The 17258-nt window shown below is 73.4% G+C and carries 20 protein-coding genes; 8 read left to right on the top strand and 12 right to left on the bottom strand.

The genetic code is table 11. The annotated features are described in order from the left end of the window. Window positions 1-254: 254 nt before the first annotated feature. Genes egtD through egtA form a run of 4 tightly spaced genes read right to left on the bottom strand, consistent with a single transcriptional unit; the run spans window position 255 to window position 4643 of the window. Window positions 255-1217, bottom strand: coding sequence for an L-histidine N(alpha)-methyltransferase (egtD, locus tag ABD207_RS11260; RefSeq protein WP_344012132.1), 963 nt, complete (start codon window positions 1215-1217; stop codon window positions 255-257). Further along, window positions 1214-2032 (bottom strand): ergothioneine biosynthesis protein EgtC, encoded by an 819-nt coding sequence (gene egtC, locus ABD207_RS11255; RefSeq protein WP_344012130.1) that lies wholly within the window; start codon window positions 2030-2032, stop codon window positions 1214-1216. The genes egtD and egtC overlap by 4 nt, the downstream gene beginning before the upstream one ends. Then, a complete protein-coding gene (gene egtB, locus ABD207_RS11250) occupies window positions 2032-3348 on the bottom strand; it encodes an ergothioneine biosynthesis protein EgtB (protein ID WP_344012128.1) in 1317 nt (438 codons plus the stop codon). The genes egtC and egtB overlap by 1 nt, the downstream gene beginning before the upstream one ends. Continuing rightward, window positions 3345-4643 (bottom strand): ergothioneine biosynthesis glutamate--cysteine ligase EgtA, encoded by a 1299-nt coding sequence (gene egtA / locus ABD207_RS11245; protein WP_344012126.1) that lies wholly within the window; start codon window positions 4641-4643, stop codon window positions 3345-3347. Before egtA ends, egtB begins: the two co-directional genes overlap by 4 nt. A 296-nt stretch (window positions 4644-4939) precedes the next feature. Here egtA and ABD207_RS11240 point away from each other — a divergent pair, with 296 nt between their 5' ends. Next, the gene (locus tag ABD207_RS11240; protein WP_344012124.1) at window positions 4940-5794 is read left to right on the top strand and encodes a TIGR02452 family protein; all 855 of its coding nucleotides are present in this window, start codon (window positions 4940-4942) and stop codon (window positions 5792-5794) included. A gap of 116 nt (window positions 5795-5910) precedes the next feature. Here the strand turns inward: ABD207_RS11240 and ABD207_RS11235 are convergent, their stop codons facing one another. Next, window positions 5911-6357 carry a type II toxin-antitoxin system PemK/MazF family toxin gene (locus tag ABD207_RS11235; RefSeq protein ID WP_344012122.1) on the bottom strand — a complete coding sequence of 149 codons (447 nt, stop codon included), beginning with the start codon at window positions 6355-6357 and terminating at the stop codon, window positions 5911-5913. A gap of 153 nt (window positions 6358-6510) precedes the next feature. Here ABD207_RS11235 and ABD207_RS11230 point away from each other — a divergent pair, with 153 nt between their 5' ends. The 4 genes from ABD207_RS11230 (at window position 6511) to ABD207_RS11215 (ending at window position 9348) form a co-directional block, all read left to right on the top strand. After that, entirely contained in the window at window positions 6511-7017 is a 507-nt protein-coding gene (locus tag ABD207_RS11230) for a cysteine hydrolase family protein (RefSeq protein ID WP_425580690.1), read from the top strand. Then, entirely contained in the window at window positions 7008-7841 is an 834-nt protein-coding gene (locus tag ABD207_RS11225) for an aminoglycoside adenylyltransferase domain-containing protein (RefSeq protein ID WP_344012118.1), read from the top strand. Before ABD207_RS11230 ends, ABD207_RS11225 begins: the two co-directional genes overlap by 10 nt. A 105-nt stretch (window positions 7842-7946) precedes the next feature. After that, on the top strand, window positions 7947-8750 hold the full coding sequence (locus ABD207_RS11220) for an FHA domain-containing protein (RefSeq protein ID WP_344012117.1): 804 nt from the start codon (window positions 7947-7949) through the stop codon (window positions 8748-8750). Window positions 8751-8898: 148 nt separating this feature from the next. Beyond that, complete coding sequence (locus tag ABD207_RS11215) at window positions 8899-9348, top strand: hypothetical protein (RefSeq protein ID WP_344012115.1); 450 nt, start codon at window positions 8899-8901, stop codon at window positions 9346-9348. A 176-nt stretch (window positions 9349-9524) separates the two neighbouring features. On the opposite strand, the gene ABD207_RS11210 is transcribed toward ABD207_RS11215, so the two are convergent. Then, window positions 9525-9908 carry a peptidase M23 gene (locus tag ABD207_RS11210; protein WP_344012113.1) on the bottom strand — a complete coding sequence of 128 codons (384 nt, stop codon included), beginning with the start codon at window positions 9906-9908 and terminating at the stop codon, window positions 9525-9527. Window positions 9909-10117: 209 nt separating this feature from the next. Here ABD207_RS11210 and ABD207_RS11205 point away from each other — a divergent pair, with 209 nt between their 5' ends. Further along, window positions 10118-10543, top strand: a complete 426-nt coding sequence (locus tag ABD207_RS11205; RefSeq protein ID WP_344012174.1) for a CBS domain-containing protein — start codon at window positions 10118-10120, stop codon at window positions 10541-10543. An 80-nt stretch (window positions 10544-10623) separates the two neighbouring features. On the opposite strand, the gene ABD207_RS11200 is transcribed toward ABD207_RS11205, so the two are convergent. From ABD207_RS11200 to ABD207_RS11190, 3 genes are all read right to left on the bottom strand, one after another. After that, window positions 10624-11076, bottom strand: coding sequence for a YbhB/YbcL family Raf kinase inhibitor-like protein (locus ABD207_RS11200; RefSeq protein WP_344012111.1), 453 nt, complete (start codon window positions 11074-11076; stop codon window positions 10624-10626). Window positions 11077-11168: 92 nt separating this feature from the next. Beyond that, window positions 11169-11771 carry a DJ-1/PfpI family protein gene (locus ABD207_RS11195; protein ID WP_344012109.1) on the bottom strand — a complete coding sequence of 201 codons (603 nt, stop codon included), beginning with the start codon at window positions 11769-11771 and terminating at the stop codon, window positions 11169-11171. Beyond that, on the bottom strand, window positions 11768-12781 hold the full coding sequence (locus ABD207_RS11190) for a GlxA family transcriptional regulator (protein ID WP_344012107.1): 1014 nt from the start codon (window positions 12779-12781) through the stop codon (window positions 11768-11770). Before ABD207_RS11190 ends, ABD207_RS11195 begins: the two co-directional genes overlap by 4 nt. 157 nt (window positions 12782-12938) lie before the next feature. Between ABD207_RS11190 and ABD207_RS11185 the strand changes: the two genes are divergently transcribed. Further along, window positions 12939-13601: a phosphoribosyltransferase gene (locus ABD207_RS11185; RefSeq protein ID WP_344012106.1), complete on the top strand. Its 663-nt coding sequence runs from the start codon at window positions 12939-12941 to the stop codon at window positions 13599-13601. A 49-nt stretch (window positions 13602-13650) separates the two neighbouring features. Here ABD207_RS11185 and ABD207_RS11180 read toward each other — a convergent pair whose 3' ends face one another. Both ABD207_RS11180 and ABD207_RS11175 read right to left on the bottom strand, forming a co-directional pair. Further along, complete coding sequence (locus tag ABD207_RS11180) at window positions 13651-14838, bottom strand: CaiB/BaiF CoA transferase family protein (protein WP_344012104.1); 1188 nt, start codon at window positions 14836-14838, stop codon at window positions 13651-13653. 129 nt (window positions 14839-14967) lie between these two features. Next, window positions 14968-15207 carry a hypothetical protein gene (locus tag ABD207_RS11175; RefSeq protein ID WP_344012103.1) on the bottom strand — a complete coding sequence of 80 codons (240 nt, stop codon included), beginning with the start codon at window positions 15205-15207 and terminating at the stop codon, window positions 14968-14970. A 159-nt stretch (window positions 15208-15366) separates the two neighbouring features. Between ABD207_RS11175 and ABD207_RS11170 the strand changes: the two genes are divergently transcribed. Then, on the top strand, window positions 15367-16272 hold the full coding sequence (locus tag ABD207_RS11170) for a LysR family transcriptional regulator (protein ID WP_344012101.1): 906 nt from the start codon (window positions 15367-15369) through the stop codon (window positions 16270-16272). Between the two features lie 327 nt (window positions 16273-16599). Here ABD207_RS11170 and ABD207_RS11165 read toward each other — a convergent pair whose 3' ends face one another. Then, on the bottom strand, window positions 16600-17178 hold the full coding sequence (locus ABD207_RS11165; protein ID WP_344012100.1) for a TetR/AcrR family transcriptional regulator: 579 nt from the start codon (window positions 17176-17178) through the stop codon (window positions 16600-16602). Window positions 17179-17258: the final 80 nt, after the last annotated feature.

Genomic DNA, 17258 nt, shown 5'->3' with positions numbered 1-17258 from the left:
GTTCGAGCGCGCGCCTGCTCTGCCCCCATGTCGGGTCCCCCTGTCCGCCAGACAGATACAGGACCCCATGTGAGACATCGGCTGCCCGCCCTGTGACCGAGGTGCTCACCGATGCCGACCCGGCCACCGATGCCGACCCGGCCACCGAGGCCGAGCGGGCCTCCCGCCGCATCACCGGGGCCCTCACCGGGAGCTGACCGGCGGGCGCCGAGAGCGACGCCCGCCGGCCGGCGCACGGCGCTCGCCGCCATGTGTCAGCGCACCGTGCTCAGCGACAGCGCGAACCGTCCCCCGGAGTCCGTCCACCAGCGGCTCAGCTCCAGCCCCGCGGCGTCCAGTTCCGCGCGCACGCCCTCCTCGCGGAACTTCGCCGACACCTCGGTGCGCAGCTCCTCGCCCGCCGCGAAGTCCACGGCGAGATCCAGCGCGGGCACCTTCACCGTCTGCGCCGTGCGGGAGCGCAGCCGCATCTCGATCCACTCCCGCTCGGCGTCCCACAGGGCGACATGCTCGAAGGCGGCCGGATCGAAGTCGGCGCCCAGCTCCCGGTTGATCACGGTCAGCACGTTCTTGTTGAAGGCCGCGGTCACCCCGGCCGCGTCGTCGTACGCCCGCACCAGCACCTGCTCGTCCTTGACCAGGTCCGTGCCGAGCAGCAGACAGTCGCCCGGCGCCAGCAGTGCCCGCACGGAGGCCAGGAACGCGGCCCGTTCGCCGGGCAGCAGATTGCCGATGGTGCCGCCGAGGAACGCCACAAGCCGAGGCCCCGGGGCCTGAGGCAGCGTCAGCCGGTCCGTGAAGTCGGCGATCAGCGCGTGCACTTCCAGGCCGGGGTGCTCGGTCACCAGCGCCTCCCCGGCCTGGCGGAGCGCGCTCTCGCTGACGTCGACGGGTATGTAGGTGTGCAGCTCGGTGAGGGCGCCGAGCAGATGCCGCGTCTTCTCCGAGGAGCCGGAGCCCAGTTCCACCAGGGTGCGGGCACCGGCCGCGGCGGCGATCTCGCCCGCGCGGGCGGAGAGGATCTCGCGCTCGGCCCGCGTGGGGTAGTACTCGGGGAGCCGGGTGATCTTCTCGAACAGTTCGCTGCCGTGGGCGTCGTAGAACCACTTCGGCGGCAGCGTCTTGGGGCCACTGGTCAGGCCCCGCAGGACGTCGGCGCGCAGGGCCGCGCCGGCGGCGTCCTCGGGCAGGGTGCGGGTGATGCGGAAAGGGCTCACGTGCTCGGCTCCTTCGGTGACGCGGCTCGGGCGGGGCCCCGAGCGGGGGCGGCCGCCAGGGCGTCGGCCGGCTCTTGCAGAGGGGCGAGCAGCACCTCGGTGCGGCTCGCCGTGAGCAGGGTGCGGTCCGGGACCTCCTGCCAGTGCGGGTCGTCGTCGTAGGGCTCGGAGGCCACGACGGTGCCGCCGCCGGGCCGGGCCAGGTACCACAGGGTGTCGCCCCAGGCGGTGGCCGAGACGGTGTCCCCGTCGGTGAGCAGCAGATTGAGCCGGGACGCGGGGGCGGCCCGGGCGACCTCGAGGACCGTGTCGCCGAGCGCCTGCCCGTCCGGGGTGCCGGACCGCAGCCGGGCCAGCACCAGGGCCCAGACGAACGCCGAGTCGTTGCGGGCCTCCAGCGACAGCAGCTGCTCGGGCGGCAGCCCGGACACCAGCGGCGCGAGGCTGCCCGGCCAGCCGGGGACCGCCCCGTTGTGGCTGAACAGCCAGGTCCCCGCGGCGAACGGTGCCGCGGCCGCCTCCGCGTCCGCGCCCGAGAGCGTGGCGTCCCGCACGGCCGCCAGCAGCGCCCGGGTGCGGACCACCCGGGCAAGGTCGGCGAACGACAGGTCCGCCCAGACCGGCCCGGCCCGCCGGTACCTGGCCGGCACCGGATCGCCCGGCGCGTACCAGCCGACCCCGAAGCCGTCGGCGTTGACCGTGCCGTAGCGCTGGCGGCGCGGCGCCCACGACTGCCGGTACAGGCCGTGCGCCGGTTCCACCAGCAGCCGCCCCAGCGGCTCCTCCGGCCCCACGTAGGCCACATGACGGCACATCAGACGTGCTCCGGGCGTGCGGTGCGGAAGCCGGAGAAGATCTGCCGCCGGATCGGATAGTCCCAGTTGCGGAACGTGCCCCGGCAGGCCACCGGGTCCACCGCGAACGAACCGCCGCGCAGCACCTTGTAGTCGGAGCCGAAGAACACCTCCGAGTACTCGCGGTACGGGAACGCCTTGAAGCCCGGGTACGGCAGGAAGTCGCTCGCCGTCCACTCCCACACGTCGCCGATCAGCTGCCGCACCCCGAGCGGCGACTCACCGGCCGGATAGCTTCCGGCGGGCGCCGGACGCAGGTGCCGCTGGCCGAGGTTGGCGTGCTCCGGGCCCGGGTCGGCGTCGCCCCACGGGTAGCGCATCGAGCGGTCGCCGGCCGGGTCGTACCGCGCGGCCTTCTCCCACTCGGCCTCGGTGGGCAGCCGCCGCCCGGCCCAGCGGGCGTAGGCGTCCGCCTCGTACCAGCACACGTGCAGTACCGGCTCGTCGGGCGGCACCGCCTCGGTGACGCCGAAGCGCCGCCTGAGCCACTGGCCGCCGTCCAGCCGCCAGAACAGCGGCGCGGTGATGGAGCTGCGGCGGATGTGCGCCCAGCCCTCCGGGGTCCACCAGCGCGGGTCCCGGTAGCCGCCGTCCTCGATGAACGCCAGATAGGCGGCGTTGGTCACCGGGGTGGTGTCGATCCAGAACGGCGCCACCTCCCGCACATGCGCGGGCCGTTCGTTGTCCAGCGCCCAGGGCTCGGTGGAGGTGCCCATGGTGAACGGCCCGCCCGGCACCAGGACTTCGGACGGCCCGGTGAACAGCGGTGCCGGGTCCGGATCGGGCGCGGCCAGCGCCTGCGGCCCCTTGCGCAGCTGGTGGGTGATCAGCATCGTCTCGTCGTGCTGCTGCTCGTGCTGCGCGATCATCCCGAAGGCGAAACCGGCCTCGGTCAGCCGGGTCCCGTCGAACGCGGTGCTCTCCAGCACGTCCAGCGCCCGGCCGCGCACCTCGGCGGCGTAGCGGCGGGCCTCGTCCGGCGGGAGCAGCGGCAGCCTGGGGCGTTCGGCGCGCGGGTGCTCGAAGGCGTCGTAGAGGCTGTCGATCTCGGGCCGTATCGCCTCCTGCCCGGCGACGGCCCGCAGCAGCCACTGCTCCTCCTGGTTGCCGATGTGCGCCAGGTCCCACACCAGCGGGGACATCAGCGGCGAGTGCTGGGCGGTCAGATCCGGTTCGTCCACGCACGCGGTCAGCAGGGTGGTGCGGTCGCGGGCGGTGACCAGCGAGGTGACCGCGCGCTCGCGCAGGGTCTCGGTGTCGGGGGCGAGGTCGGTCATGAGCTCACGTCCTTCCCGTACGCGGGCTTCCCGGCGTGGAGTGCGTCGAGCAGGTCGTCGGCGGGACAGCGCCCCCGCCTGACCTGGCGGTCCTCGAACGCCGCCACGGCGTCCACGACCTCACGTGCGGCCCCCAGCCGGGGCAGGGCCTCCAGGGCCGCCGCGAAACACACGGCGGCGATCTCGCGCAGCTCCGGGTCGGCGAGGCCGGTCCGGGCCGCGTCGCGCCACAGCGGATTGTGCGGGGCCGGCCGGCCCAGGGTCCGTTCGGCCAGCGGCTTCACCGCCCGGTAGGCGGTCTCGGTGGCCTGCGGATCGTCGAACAGCGCCGCCGTCACCGCCAGCGGCACGATCCAGCCGTCGTCACCGGGCTGCGCGTCGATCATCCGCAGCTCCAGATGTCCCCGCGGCCGCACCGGCGGGAACAGGGTGGTGGCGTGGTAGTCGAGATCCTCCCGCGTGGGCGGCCGGGGCCACCGGGACCTCGTCCACTCCCGGAAGGTCAGCGACTCCGGCACCTCCCACGGCCCGCCGTCCCGCCGTACGCACATCACCGGCGCGTTCAGCACATGCCGGGCCCACGCACCGCGCGGGTCGGCGTCCAGCGGGGCGCCGCCGGCGCGGCCGGAGCCGATCTGTGCCCAGCGCAGCTGCCGGGTGGACAGCCAGCCGGTGGCCCGGCGCCCGGCCAGCGGGGAGTTGGCGAACACGGCGACCAGGACCGCGCCGAGCTGGTGCGCCAGCCACCAGCGCCGTACGTGTCCCAGCGGGCCGGGCTCCTCGTACCCGGCGTCCACACAGACCTGCACCGAGGCGGAGGTGCACATCATGGCCCGGCCGGCGGGGCCCTCCCGGTCGAGGCAGGCCTCCATGGCGTCGTAGCGCGGTTCACGCAGGTAACGGCGGGGCGAGTGCCAGGGATCGTGGCCCAGGCCGACCAGTCGCAGACCGTCCTCGCGCAGTACCGCGCGCACGGCCTCGAGGTCGGCGGAGACGGTGCCCACGCACTCGGTGAGCGACCCGGCGGGCGGCGAGCTCAGCTCCAGCTGGCCGCCGGGCTCCACGGTGAGCGCCGATCTGAGGGGCAGCGTCCGCAACGCGGCATAGGCCGCTTCGAGTCGTTCGGACGAGACGGGGAGCTGCGGGCTGCGCAGCTCGTGAACGAGCCATTCCACCTCGACTCCGAGGCGGCTCGGCGGTCCGGTCTTGAAGCAGATGCCGCGGACCACGGCGTCCGCCTCCGCCTCGGTGATGGCGGGAGGCGGGTCGGTACAGCCACCTGCCGATGCAGACATGTCGGGATCCTCCTGAGATACCACCATGCCGGTCCGGGGCTCGGTGGGCCCGGCCGGCAGCGACGCGTCCCACCCAAGACGGTGGGGGCGCCGGGCACAAGGGCGCCTGCCGACGGGTTCCCGGTCTGTCACACTCCTCTCCAGGCCCCCGGCCTGGGCTTTCTCCGGCGTTCCCGGCTCCCGGCGGGGAGGGAAACTGCGTTGCGCCGCGTCCCCAGGATCACCCAGGATGCGTGCATGAGCACGACGAGGGAGATCGCGCGGCTCCCGCACACGCCGCGCACGGGGGTCGGGGCATGAGCGGGCGCCTGCGCGATCTCGCACGGGAGACGGAGCGGATCGTGGCGGCCGGGCGCTACCGCGCGCCGGACGGCCGCGAGGTGTCCCTGAGGGCGGAGCTGGACGCCGCCCTGGCCGGGACCCGGCTGTACGGCCCGGAACCGGTCCCGGTGCCGCGGTTCCGTCCCGTCGCCACCCGGTTCGAGGTGACCGGCGAGAGCAGCCTCCAGGCCGCCCGCCGCCTCGCCTCCGGCACCGGTGCCTGCACGCCCGCCGTACTGAACTTCGCCTCCGCCCGCAACCCCGGGGGCGGCTATCTCAACGGCGCCAAGGCCCAGGAAGAGGCCCTGTGCCGCGCCTCCGCCCTGTACACCTGCCTGCTGCGCGCCCCCGAGTACTACGACCACCACCGCGCCGACCGCGACCCCTTCTACTCGGACCGCGTGATCCACTCACCCGGTGTGCCCGTCTTCCGCGACGACCGGGGCGTGCTGCTGAACGAGCCGTTCACGGCCGGCATCCTCACCTCGCCCGCACCGAACGCGGGCCTCGTCCTGCGCACCGCCCCGGAGCGCGCGGACGAACTGCCCCGCGCCCTCGCGGTCCGCGCCGAGCGGGTCCTGGAGACCGCGGCCGCCCACGGCTACCGCGCCCTTGTGCTGGGCGCCTGGGGCTGCGGGGTGTTCCGCAACGACCCCGCACAGGTGGCCGGCGCGTTCCGGGCCCTGCTGGAGCCGGGCGGGCGCTTCGCCGGGGCGTTTGCGCACGTGGTCTTCGCCATCCTGGACCGGCGCGGCGAGACCCGAGGGGCCTTCGACCGCGCCCTCGCCGGCCTGACCCGCGCGGACATCGCGCCTCAGCTCCAGCCGTAGCCGGCCTGACCCGCGCGGACATCGCGCCTCAGCTCCAGCCGTAGCCGGCCTGACCCGCGCGGACATCGCGCCTCAGCTCCAGCCGTAGCCGGCCTGACCCGCACGGACATCGCGCCTCAGCTCCAGCCGTAGCGCTCCCTGAGGCGGTGGCGGACCAGGTCGAAACGCATCCGGTCCAAGGCGCACGCCTCCCGGCGCATGCCCTCCTCGTGCAGTCGCAGCACCCGGTCGAGGGCCACCCAGGACGCCCGGCCGGACCGGTCCCAGGGACCGCTCCCGATCGGCACCCAGTCCCGGTCGCCGTCGTGGTCCTTGCTGGACAGCTGCACCGCGAGCAGCGTCCCCGCGGGCTCACGGGCCACCACCAGCACCGGCCGGTCCTTGCCCCGGCCGTCCCGCTCCTCGTAGGGGACCCAGGTCCAGACGATCTCCCCCGGATCGGGGTCGCCGTCGTACGCGGGCGAGTACTCGGTGCGCACCCGGCCCACCTCGCGGGGGTCGGCCTCGGTGGTCGCGCCGGGGCCGAAACGGCCGGGGACGTTCTCAGGGCTGTAGGCGGTCACAGACGTACCGTACGCGGACGTGCGTGAAAGCCGGACGGCGGGTAACCCGGCAAGCGGTGGGGTCCGGCAGGGACGGCCGGGCCCTGCCCCGTCCCCGGGACGACGCACCACCGCTGGGAGCTCGCCGTGACCACCGCACTGATCGTCATCGACATGATCAACACCTACGATCACAAGGACGCCGAGCTGCTGATCCCCTCCGCCGAGCCCGTCGTCCCGGTCATCGCCGACCTGCTCAAACGCGCCCGCCGCCGCGACGTCCCGGTCATCTACGTCAACGACAACTTCGGCGAGTGGCGCTCGCACCACGGGGAACTGCTGGAGAAGGCCCTGTCCGGGCCGCACGCCCGGCTCGTCGAACCGCTGCGCCCCGACGACTCCTCCCTCTTCGTCGTCAAGGCCCGGCACTCGATCTTCTTCGAGACGCCGCTGAACTACCTGCTGAGCCAGCAGGGCATCGACCGGCTCGTGCTGTGCGGCCAGGTCACCGAGCAGTGCATCCTGTACTCCTCACTGGACGCCCACATCCGCCACTACCAGGTCGTCGTCCCGCGCGACGCCGTCGCCCACATCCACGCCGACCTCGCCGACGCGGCGCTGCGCATGATGGAACGGAACATGGGTGCCAAGGTGTGCGAGAGCGGAGAACTGTGGAACTGAACCGTGCCGAAGGCCCAGGGTCCCCCGGAGCACCCGGCGTCCCCGTCGAGCTGCGGCCCTACCTGACCGAGCTGGTCGACCGGACGCGTGCCGTGTGCGGGACCGAGCTGGTGAGCGTGCTGGCCGTCGGCTCCGTCGCGCTCGGGGACTACCGGCACGGACGCAGCGACGTCGACGTGACCGTCGTGGTGACACCGGGCCTTCTCGCACCGGCACTCAAGGAGCTGGCCGGCGCACTCAGTCACCCGGCCCTTCCGTGCCCCGCCGCCGGGCTCGAACTCGTCGTCTACGACGCGGACTTCGCGGCCCGCCCGTCCGGCGAGGCCGGATACCTCCTCGACCTCAACACCGGCGACGGGCTGCCCGGCAAGGTCAGCTACGACCCGGCCGAGTCCCAGCCCTTCTGGTACGTCATCGACCGCTCCGTGGCACGGCAGTCCGGTCTTCCGCTGTACGGCACGCCGGCGCAGCAGGTCGTCGCCGCGCCCGAACACCCCGTACTGCTCAGCGCACTTCGCGCCTCTGTCCGCGAACACGAGGAAGGGGAGGGGCACTTGGCGGACAACCGGGTGCTCAACGGCTGCCGCTCCCTGATGTTCTGCCGCACCGGCCGCTGGCTGCCCAAGCGCCGGGCCGCGGCGGCGGTGGCCGAGGCCGAGCCGGCCTTCCGGCCCCTGCTCGAAGCCGCCTTGCACAGCTTCGAACGCCCGCGCGCCGAGGCGCTCCCGCTGCCGCGGGACGAGGTGCGTGCCTTCCTGAAGCGGGTGGCCGAGGGCGTGGAGGAGGCGCAGGCGGCCGCAGCCGGCGGTGCCGCACCGCGCTGACCTGCCGCGTTTCTCACGTCACGGGTCGCCGGCGCCCGTCGTGCCGTCTCGCCGACAAGCGGAACGCGCCCCTACAATTCCTGGCGACTCGTCGGGGGAGCCGTCATGGAGACCATCATCGTCCAACTGCCGGACGCCACGGATCCGCAGGACCATCTGCCCGGCCGGCCATCCGGTGACAGGGGAGGCAAGCCGCGGCTGCTGCACCTGGGACCCGGCGACATCGTCTCCTTCGGCCGGGGGCAGCCCGGTGGCACGGATGTGGCCATCCCGCTCGACGACCCCGGAATCTCCCGTCACGCGGGCCAGTTGGAGGCGGCCGGCGACTACTGGCGGCTGTCCAACTTCAGCCGCAGCGTGTCCTACGTGGTGGAGAACCTGGAGGGCGCCGGCGAGTACCTGACCGTCGCACCGGGCCGGCTCGGCGCACCCGTGCCCTTCGAGTTCTCCCGCGTGGTGCTGCCCGCACTGGGCGGCACCGCCTCCTTCAAGGTGTTCGCCCCGCAGCACGCCTACCTCGGCGACCGGCCGGCCGACGGCCTCGGCGAGCAGACCGTCCACCCCTTCGCGCTCGACCCCACGGCCAAGTACTTCCTGGTGCTGGTCGCGCTGTGCGAGCCCCGGCTGCGCGACCCCTCGGACTCCACGCTGCCGGGCGTCGGGGAGATCGTGGAACGCCTCCGCCCGCTCGAGTCCTGCCGCGACCTCACCCGTTCGGCGGTGAACTACCACATCGACTACCTGGCCTTCACCAAGCTGCGCCTGGACCCGGGGGAGGAGCCTGGCACGTCCGCCGACGGCGGCGGCCGCACCGGAGCCAAGCGGGCCCGGCTCGCCTCGGTCGCGCTGCGCTTCGGCCTGGTCCGCGAGGAGCACCTCGCCCTGCTGCCGCGCAGGACCCGGACCTGACCCGCCCACCCTGATATCCGTCCTGACCCATCCTGATATCTGTCAGGTGTCGCACCGGTGGTGACGGCCCGTAGGGTCACGATCACCGGGCGACGGCGGCGAGCCGTCGCCTCCGAGTCACCACACGCCGACACAGGAAAGAGGGACCATGAGCCGCCGTTCGCTCAGGACTCTGCTCGCCGCCGGGGGTGCCGCCGCGGTGATGGCGCTCCTGCCCGCCTCCGCCGTCGCCGCCCCGCACTCGGGCGGCAACTACGGTGCCTACGGGATGGAGGGGCAGTACCCCACCATCTCCAGCTGCTCAGGGACCTTCCGGCAGGTCGGGGGCACCAGGCACGCCGACGGCATGGCGCTGAAGTACTTCTACTCGGACAAGTGCGGTTCCTTCGCCCGGATCGAGAAATCGCGGACCAACTGTGCCGCGGTGCTGGAGCGTTCGAACAACGGGGTGGGCCGCGCCGACGGCTGGGTCTCCGAGACCGTCGACCCCGGCATCAACTACGCCTACACGATGATCGGCAACAACCTGCACGGCCGGGTCTCCCGGGCGCTGCTCGCCTGCGACGGCCACGTCCTCGCCGCGACCGGCTGGTACTGACGACTGACGGCTCGCGACGGCCACGGGGCCGACCGCCGACGGCCACGGGGGACGACCGCCGGCGGTTCACGGGGGAGCCCGCCGGCGGTTCACGGGGGAAAGGCCTGTGGGCGGCACCGGAGTCACGGTGCCGCCCACAGGCGCTTGTCCATCCCCCGTCGGGCCGGCTGCGCGGATCAGCAGTCGGGCACGCCCTCGATCTTCTGGCCGCCGCGCAGGTAGAGGTTGTTCACCCAGGCGATGTCGCTGCCGGAGAACTCCTGGACGGCGGTCCACCAGTTGTTGGTGCCCACCGCCGGGTCGGTCACGGTCTCGCCCTGCGTCTGGCAGACCGCGTCCAGCCAGTACTTCGACCGGACCGCCAGCACGTTGGAGTTGCGGGTCGGGTGCTCGCGCAGGTTGACGTCCGTGGCCCAGATGTAGACGTCGGTCAGCGTCGGGTCGCCGCCGGCCGGAGCGGCGGGCGCGGCGGGAGCGGCCTGCGCGGTGGCGGCGAGTGCGCCGACGGCGAGCACGGCCGCGCCCAGCGCGGTGGCGGTACGGCGGGTCAGCTGCTTCATGTTGTCCCCCGGACATCGACTGTGTGTTCCTTGCCTGCGGCCCTGACCGGCACATCGCCGGAGGGGCCGCCGCTTCAGCACACTAGGGACCCGCGGGACGTAAGTGTTCCTGACAGATGTCAGGGCACCGGGGCACGGTTTACCAGCGCCGCAGCGGGCTACGCGGCGGACACGGGGGGTTCGTGACGGGCCAGTTCCTGGAGGTGCCCATGACCCGGCGGATACGGGACGTGATGTCACCGGACACCGCGTCCGTCGAACCCATGACCACGGTGGCACGGGCGGCGCGCCTGATGCGAGAGCGGGACATCGGCGACGTGCTGGTGGCCTACGACTGCGACCTCTTCGGCGTGCTCACCGACCGGGACATCGTGCTGCGCTCGGTCGCCGAGGGCGCCGACCCCGAGATCACCACCGTCGGCTCGCTCTGCTCCCGCCCGCCGCTGGTGACGGTCACCCCCGAGGACACCACCGACCACGCCGTCCGGCTGATGCGCGAGCATGCCGTCCGCCGCCTGCCCGTCGTGGAGCACGGTGGCTGCCCCGTGGGCATCGTCAGCATCGGCGACCTCGCCACCACGGAGGACCCGCACTCGGCCCTGGCCGACATCAGCAGGGCGAACGCCACCCACTGACCGGACTGCACGGCTCAAAGTGACCGGACCGCTGACCGGCCGCCGCCCTGCCCTCACCGCCGGTACACGCCGCCCTGCCCTCACCGCCGGTACAGGCCCACCAGCGCGCCCTCGGCCACCCGCGCCTTCTCCACCGCCTCGTGCACCTGCTCCGCCCGCGGAGCCTCGGGCAGCACACAGGGCCCGGACAGCGCATACAGCCGGAACACATAGCGATGCGGGTCGTCACCGGGCGGCGGATGCGGCCCGCCCCAGCCGCGCTCGCCGAACCCGTTGACGAGCTCGGTGCCACCCGGCGGCACCTGCCCCTCACCGGTCCCGTCACTGCGCGGATCGATCCCGACCACCACCCAGTGCACGAACGAGCCCGAGGGCGCATCGGGATCCTCACAGAGCAGCACCAGCTCCTTCGCCTCCTCCGGTACCCCGCTCCACCGCAGCGGAGGCGAGACGTTAGCCGCCTCATACGCATACCGGCGCCCGATGAAGCCGCGCTCCTCGAAGGCGCCACTGCCGATGTCGATGCCGGTCATGCCTGCCGGAGTACCCCTGCGGCCACGGCCGAATCGATGCGCGCCTCTGCCGCGACCCGCCAACACGGAGCGGCTCGCGTCGTCCGGGCCCCTCACACCGGTTCGTCCGCCAGATAGGGCGGGGCGGGGTCGTACTGGATGTGGCGGCGCACCCGGCGGGCGTGGTCGCGGCCGTGCAGCCGGCCGACGAGCCACAGGGCGCTGTCGATGCCGGCGGACACGCCCTGGCTGGTGACGACATTGCCGTCGACGACATAGCGCACCTCGCGGGCGACCGTCACATCACCGAGAGCCTCGAGGCTGTCCTCGTGGCTCCAGTGGGTGGCCACCCGGCGTCCGCGGGCGGGACCGGCGGCGTGCAGCAGGAAGGTGCCGGTGCACACGGCGTGCACCCAGTCGGCCCGGTCCGCCGTCCTCGCGATCCAGTCGGTGATCACCTCGTTCCGCGGCTGTACCGTGCGCGCTCCCCGGCCTCCCGGCACATGGAGGACGTCCAGGGGCGGGTGGTCGTCGATCGTGTGGTCGGGCAGCACGCGCAGGCCCTTGTTGCAGCGCACGGGTCCCGGGCCCTCGGCGATCAGCACCGCCCGGTCGCCGCGGTCGCGCAGCCGGGCGGATACCGTGAACACCTCCCAGGGGCCGACGAAGTCCAGTTCCTCCGCGTCGTCGAAGACGAGCAGTCCGTAGGTCGTCATGCCGGATGATCCTCCAAGGTGTCGTGCGGGCGCGGCGCGGTGGAGCGGAAGCGGGAGCGGTAGTCGGACGGGGTGACGCCGAGCCGCCGGTGGAACGTGCGGCGCAGGCTCTCGGCGGTGCCGAAGCCGCAGCGGCGGGCCACGGCCTCCAGCGGCTCGTCCCCCTCGGTCAGGGCCCGCTGCGCCGCCTCGATCCGCACCAGCTCCACATACGCGGCGGGCGGCAGGCCGAGCTCCGCGGTGAACCGGCGCTGGAGATGCCGCGGGCTGAGACCCGCGTGCGCGGCGAGGTCGGCGACCGAGTGCCGGGCACCCGGGTCCGCGTGGATCGCGTCCACCGCGGCGCGCAGCGGGTCGGTCGCCGGCTGCCGCGACCACAGCGCCACGCTGAACTGCGACTGACCGCCCGGCCGGCGCAGGAACAGCACCAGGTCCCGGGCGACCGCATGTGCGACGTCCCGGCCCAGGTCGTCCTCCACCAGGGCCAGCGCCAGATCCATGCCCGCGGTGACGCCGGCCGATGTCCACACCCGTCCGTCCCGCACGAAAATCGGGTCACAGTCCACCCGCAGCCCGGGATGCTCGCGCGTCAACTGCCGTGCCCGTGCCCAGTGCGTGGTGACCCTGCACCCCTCCGGCAGCCCCGCGGCGGCCAACAGGAACACCCCGCTGCACACCGAGGTCACCCGCCGGGCGCCCCGTGCCGCCCGCGCGACCCAGGCGACCAGCGCCTCGTCGTGCCGTGCCTCGTCCACACCGCGGCCGCCCACCACGACGAGCGTGTCCGTGCCCGCCGGATCCAGGTCGTCCACGCCGTATTCGGCATGCACCAGCAGCCCGCTGCTCGACCGGACGGGTCCCGCACGGCGTGCCACGGTGCGGCAGGCGTAGCCGCCGGCGTGACGCGCCGCGCGCTGGAACACCTCGTGCGGGCCGGTGAGATCGAGAGGCTGGAAGCCGTCGAAGACGACGAAGTCGATACGGCGCGGTGCGCCACGGTGCCAAGTCACACCGTCAACGCTCCACCGGCGCGGCGGACGGCGTCAACGACACGCATCCCACACTTCGCGCCACGCGAGAAGGCCGGTGGCGTGGCGCATCGGGCACCGGCAGAGGGGTACACGGGGAGCCGAGTGCTGCTGGTGGGGAGAGGGAGGAGGGGCGGAGATGCGCTTCCGGGATCGTCGGCAGGCCGGGCGTGAGCTGGCCGAGCGGCTGCGTGGGCTGGGGGAGGAAGGGGGGTGGTCCGATGTGGTCGTCCTCGCTCTGCCTCGCGGTGGGGTCGCCGTGGGGCGGGAGGTGGCGCGGGCCTTCGGGGCGCCGCTGGATGTGCTGGTGGTGCGGAAGATCGGGGCGCCCTTCCACGAGGAGTACGGCGTCGGTGCCATGGCCGGTGACGAGGTTCCGCTGTTCGACCAGGAGGCCCTGTACCGGCTGGGGCTGAGCGAGGCGGATCTGGAACCGGTGGTGGAGCGGGAGCGCGCCGAGCTGCGCCGGCGCGAGGCGCTGTACCGCCAGGGGCGTCCCGCACCGGAGCTCGCGGGCCGGACGGTGATCGTGGTGGACGACGGTCTGGCCACCGGTTCGACGGCCCGGGCCGCTCTGCGTTCGGTGCGGCGGAAGGGCCCGGCCCGGCTGATCTTCGCGGTGCCGGTCGCCTCGCCGGAGGGTGCCGCGCTGATGCGGAGGGAGGCCGACGAGGTGGTGTGCCTGTCCGAGCCGGCCGGGTTCATGGCCGTCGGGCAGTGGTACGACGACTTCGAGCAGCTGACGGACGAGGACGTGCTGGCCGCGCTGCAGGAGCGGGCCGAGGGCGCGGGAGGCCGGTGAGCCGGGGCGGAAGGTGCCGCTCGGGGTCTTTCAGATCACCTTGGGTCTTTCAGATCACGGCGTCGGCGCGGAGGGCCTCGATGGCGGCGGGGGAGTGGCCCAGCTCCGTGAGGATCGCGTCGGTGTGCTCGCCGACGGCAGGTACCGGGTCCATGCGCGGGGGGAGCCCCGCGAGGTCGGCGGGCGGGAGGAGGGCCTCGACGGTCGTGCCGCCGGGTACTTCCACCTCGCTCCAGCGGTCGCGGGCGGTGAGGACCGGGTGGGCGAGGAAGGCGGGCATGTCGTTGACGCCGGCGCAGGCGATGCCGATGGACTCCAGGTCCTTCAGCAGCTCGTCGGCGTCCGAGCGGGCGAAGCGCTCGGCGATGACGGTGTTCAGCTCCTCGCGGTGGGCGACCCGGGCGGAGCTGGTGGCGAAGCGCGGATCGTCCGTCAGATCGGGGCGGCCGAGGAACTCGGTGCACAGCGCCGCCCACTCGCGCTCGTTCTGGATGGAGAACAGCACCTCCCGGCCGTCGGCCGCGCGGTAGGTGCCGTAGGGGGCGATGGTCGCGTGCTGGGTGCCCAGGCGTGGCGGCTGGCTGCCGCCGTAGCGGGTGTAGTAGGCGGGCTGGCCCATCCACTCGCCGAGCGCCTCGAACAGGGACACCTCCACCGGGTGCGCCTCGCCGGTGGTGGCGCGGGTGTAGAGGGCGGTCAGGATCCCGCTGTAGGCGTACATCGCGGCGGCGATGTCGGCCACGGAGATGCCGGTGCGGGCGGTGCCCTCGGGCGTGCCGGTGAGCGACACCAGCCCGGTCTGGCACTGCACCAGCATGTCGTACGCCTTGCGGTCGGCCCACGGGCCGGTGGTGCCGTAGCCGGAGATGGTGCACGGGATCAGCCGCGGGTAGCGCCGGGTCAGCTCCTCGGTGCTCAGGCCCAGGCGGTCGGCGGCGCCCGGCGCCAGGTTCTGCACGAAGACGTCCGCGCCCTCCAGCAAGCTGTGCAGGATCTCCAGGCCGCGCGGGTCCTTGAGATTGAGGGTCAGGGACTCCTTGGAGCGGTTGATCCAGACGAAGTAGCTGGACTGCCCGTGCACGGTGGTGTCGTAGTGCCGGGCGAAGTCGCCCTCGCCGGGCCGCTCCACCTTGATCACCCGGGCGCCGAGGTCGGCGAGCTGCCGGGTGGCGTAGGGCGCGGCCACGGCCTGTTCCAGACTGACTACCGTGACCCCCGACAGGGGATGTTTCCGCACGCCCGTGCCTCCGCTCCCGGCGGGATCATCCGTCCCGGCAGTTTCGATTAGTACGCGGGATCATCCGTCCCGGCAGTTTCGATTAGTACGGGTGTGCTCCGCCGCCTGTCAACGCCGGTCCAGGCCCGCTCAGGGCGCCGGGTCGCCCCACGGGAGATCGGCGGGCCTGCTGCGCGACACGATGCGCATGCCCTGGTCACCGACGACACGGACCTGCAGCGAACCGCAGCCGCACCGGGTCCAGACGGTGCTGCCCGTCGCGGTGCCGTGCCGCGACACCACCTGGAACGGCTCGGCCCGGTCCGGCCAACCGCAGTACGGGCACGTGGAGGTGCCGGTGGTACCCGTGGTGCCGGTCGTGCTGGCCATGATGACTCCTTCGACTCTCCGTGTGCGGGGTGCTGGTGTGGCCGCTGTCGCGTGCGGTGCTCCTGCGGCCGTCGTTCGGCCTGACACAGCCAGGGTGCGGCCTGACATTCGTTCACGTCCAGGTTGACTTTCTGGAGATGACCGTGAAGCGTGGCCTACATGATTGACCTGCGCCGGCTGCACGTCCTCAGAGCGGTGGCCCACTACGGCACGGTCACCGCGGCGGCCCAGGCCCTGCACTTCACACCCTCCGCCGCCTCCCAGCAGATCCGTCAGCTCTCCCGGGACCTCGGCGTCGACCTGCTGGAGCCGCAGGGGCGCGGTGTGCGGCTCACCCCGGCCGCGCAGAGTCTGCTGGCGCACGCCGACGCCATCCAGGCCCGCTGGGAGCAGGCGGAACTCGACCTGCGGGCCGATCACGGCGCCCCGGCGGGCCCGTTGCGGGCGGCCGGGTTCGCGGTGGCCGTCTCGGTGCTGCTGGCGCCCATGGCGGCGCGGCTCGGCGAGCGTCATCCCCGGCTGTCCGTCCGCATCACGGAGACGGGGGTGCCGCAGAGCTTCGACCTGCTCTTCGAGGGCGCGGTCGACCTGGCCGTGGTGGAGGCCACGCCGCACAATCCGCCGCTGAGCGACACACGGTTCGACCAGCAGCCTTTGCTGGACGACCCGTTCGACCTGGTGGTGCCGGAGGGGCACGTGCTGGCCGGGCGGGAGCGGATCGACCTGGCGGACGCGGCGCACGAGCCGTGGATCGCTCCGGTGCCCGAGAGCCCCTGCCGGACGCATGTGATGTCGGCGTGCGGCGCGGCCGGCTTCACCCCGGACGTGGTGCACCACGCCCTCGACTGGAACGTCACCGCCCATCTGGTCGCCAACGGCCTCGGCGTGGCCCTGATCCCACGCCTGGCGCACCTCACGCCGCACCTCCCGATCACCCGTGTCCGCTGCTCCGGCCATCCCCGCCGCAAGCTGCTGACCGCCACCCGCGGCGGCGGCCACGCCCGCCCGGCGGTCCGCGCCGCCCTGAAGGAACTCCGGGAACTGGCGCCCACGGCGGTGGCCTGAACGGCCTGCGTTGGCTTGAGCAGACGGCAGACGGCAGACGGCAGACGGTGGTGGCCCGCGCCGGCGCGGGCCCTCATCCAACGGGCGTAATTCTCTCATCGCGGACATCGCGCCCCGCGCCCGCCCCAAGGACCTCGCGTTGCCGGTCGGTTCGCGAGCGATGGGGGGCCTGTTCGTCTCGGGGGTGGCGCGTCGGTCTGGCCAGGGAGCGCTGCTCCGTTCGCCCGCCTCGTGGGCGTCGCGTTGTCCTGCCCTGAGAGCCTCCCCGCCGCCACGCTGCCCGCGCCGCAGCCTCCGCGCTCCCTGCGTCAGCAGCCTCCGCGCCGCCTACGCGCCACGGGTCCCCGCCCGCAACCCGTCCATGACGATGTCCAGCAGCCGGGCCGCGCGGGGCTGCCAGTCGCTGTGCGGGTCCAGGTGCCACAGGCCCGCGATGGCGAGGTAGAAGTCCTCGGGGGTCAGCCCGGGCCGGATGGTGCCGGCCGCCTCGCCGGCCCGCAGCAGGCGGTCGATCGCGGCGGTGATCGGGGCCTTGCCCGGCGTCGCCGGGCTCCCCGGTGCGCTGGTGGCCTGCCGGATCGCGTCCGCGAGGCCGGCCTTGGTGATGGCGAACCGGGCGAACCGGTCCATCCACTCGCGCAGGGCCCGGTCCGGCTCCCGCGTGCACAGCAACTGGTCCGCGGTGTCGGCGACCTGCTGCACCTCGTGCCGGTAGATCTCCAGGACCAGCGCCTCGCGGTTGGGGAAGTTGCGGTAGAAGGTGCCCTGCCCGACCCCCGCCTTCTTGGCGATCTGGCTCAGCGGGACGTCCGCCGAACGGGTCAGCTCGGCGACGGCGACTTCCAGGATCCGCTCCCGGTTGCGCTGGGCGTCCGAGCGCAAGGGTGCGTCCTTGTCCTGCCCCACTCGTCCTCCTCGTGGGTCGCGGCCGGAATCGACCCCTTGCTAACCGGACAGCTGTCCACTACGGTTTCCGAAGTATCGGA

The sequence above is a fragment of the Streptomyces thermospinosisporus genome, from assembly GCF_039526425.1.
Lineage (GTDB): Bacteria > Actinomycetota > Actinomycetes > Streptomycetales > Streptomycetaceae > Streptomyces > Streptomyces thermocarboxydovorans.
The sequence above is the reverse complement of the archived record's forward strand: the minus strand, read 5'-3'. Positions and strand labels throughout refer to the sequence as shown.

What these genes read in the sequence shown, in the direction of transcription:
- ABD207_RS11220 (WP_344012117.1), top strand. Translation starts at nt 7,947, where the DNA reads ATGGAGACCATCATCGTCCAACTGCCGGACGCCACGGATCCGCAGGAC.
- egtB (WP_344012128.1), bottom strand. Translation starts at nt 3,348, where the DNA reads ATGACCGACCTCGCCCCCGACACCGAGACCCTGCGCGAGCGCGCGGTC.
- ABD207_RS11210 (WP_344012113.1), bottom strand. Translation starts at nt 9,908, where the DNA reads ATGAAGCAGCTGACCCGCCGTACCGCCACCGCGCTGGGCGCGGCCGTG.
- ABD207_RS11195 (WP_344012109.1), bottom strand. Translation starts at nt 11,771, where the DNA reads ATGACGACCTACGGACTGCTCGTCTTCGACGACGCGGAGGAACTGGAC.
- ABD207_RS11230 (WP_425580690.1), top strand. Translation starts at nt 6,511, where the DNA reads ATGATCAACACCTACGATCACAAGGACGCCGAGCTGCTGATCCCCTCC.
- ABD207_RS11205 (WP_344012174.1), top strand. Translation starts at nt 10,118, where the DNA reads ATGACCCGGCGGATACGGGACGTGATGTCACCGGACACCGCGTCCGTC.
- ABD207_RS11170 (WP_344012101.1), top strand. Translation starts at nt 15,367, where the DNA reads ATGATTGACCTGCGCCGGCTGCACGTCCTCAGAGCGGTGGCCCACTAC.
- egtA (WP_344012126.1), bottom strand. Translation starts at nt 4,643, where the DNA reads ATGTCTGCATCGGCAGGTGGCTGTACCGACCCGCCTCCCGCCATCACC.
- ABD207_RS11200 (WP_344012111.1), bottom strand. Translation starts at nt 11,076, where the DNA reads ATGACCGGCATCGACATCGGCAGTGGCGCCTTCGAGGAGCGCGGCTTC.
- ABD207_RS11215 (WP_344012115.1), top strand. Translation starts at nt 8,899, where the DNA reads ATGAGCCGCCGTTCGCTCAGGACTCTGCTCGCCGCCGGGGGTGCCGCC.
- ABD207_RS11185 (WP_344012106.1), top strand. Translation starts at nt 12,939, where the DNA reads ATGCGCTTCCGGGATCGTCGGCAGGCCGGGCGTGAGCTGGCCGAGCGG.
- ABD207_RS11175 (WP_344012103.1), bottom strand. Translation starts at nt 15,207, where the DNA reads ATGGCCAGCACGACCGGCACCACGGGTACCACCGGCACCTCCACGTGC.
- egtC (WP_344012130.1), bottom strand. Translation starts at nt 2,032, where the DNA reads ATGTGCCGTCATGTGGCCTACGTGGGGCCGGAGGAGCCGCTGGGGCGG.
- ABD207_RS11240 (WP_344012124.1), top strand. Translation starts at nt 4,940, where the DNA reads ATGAGCGGGCGCCTGCGCGATCTCGCACGGGAGACGGAGCGGATCGTG.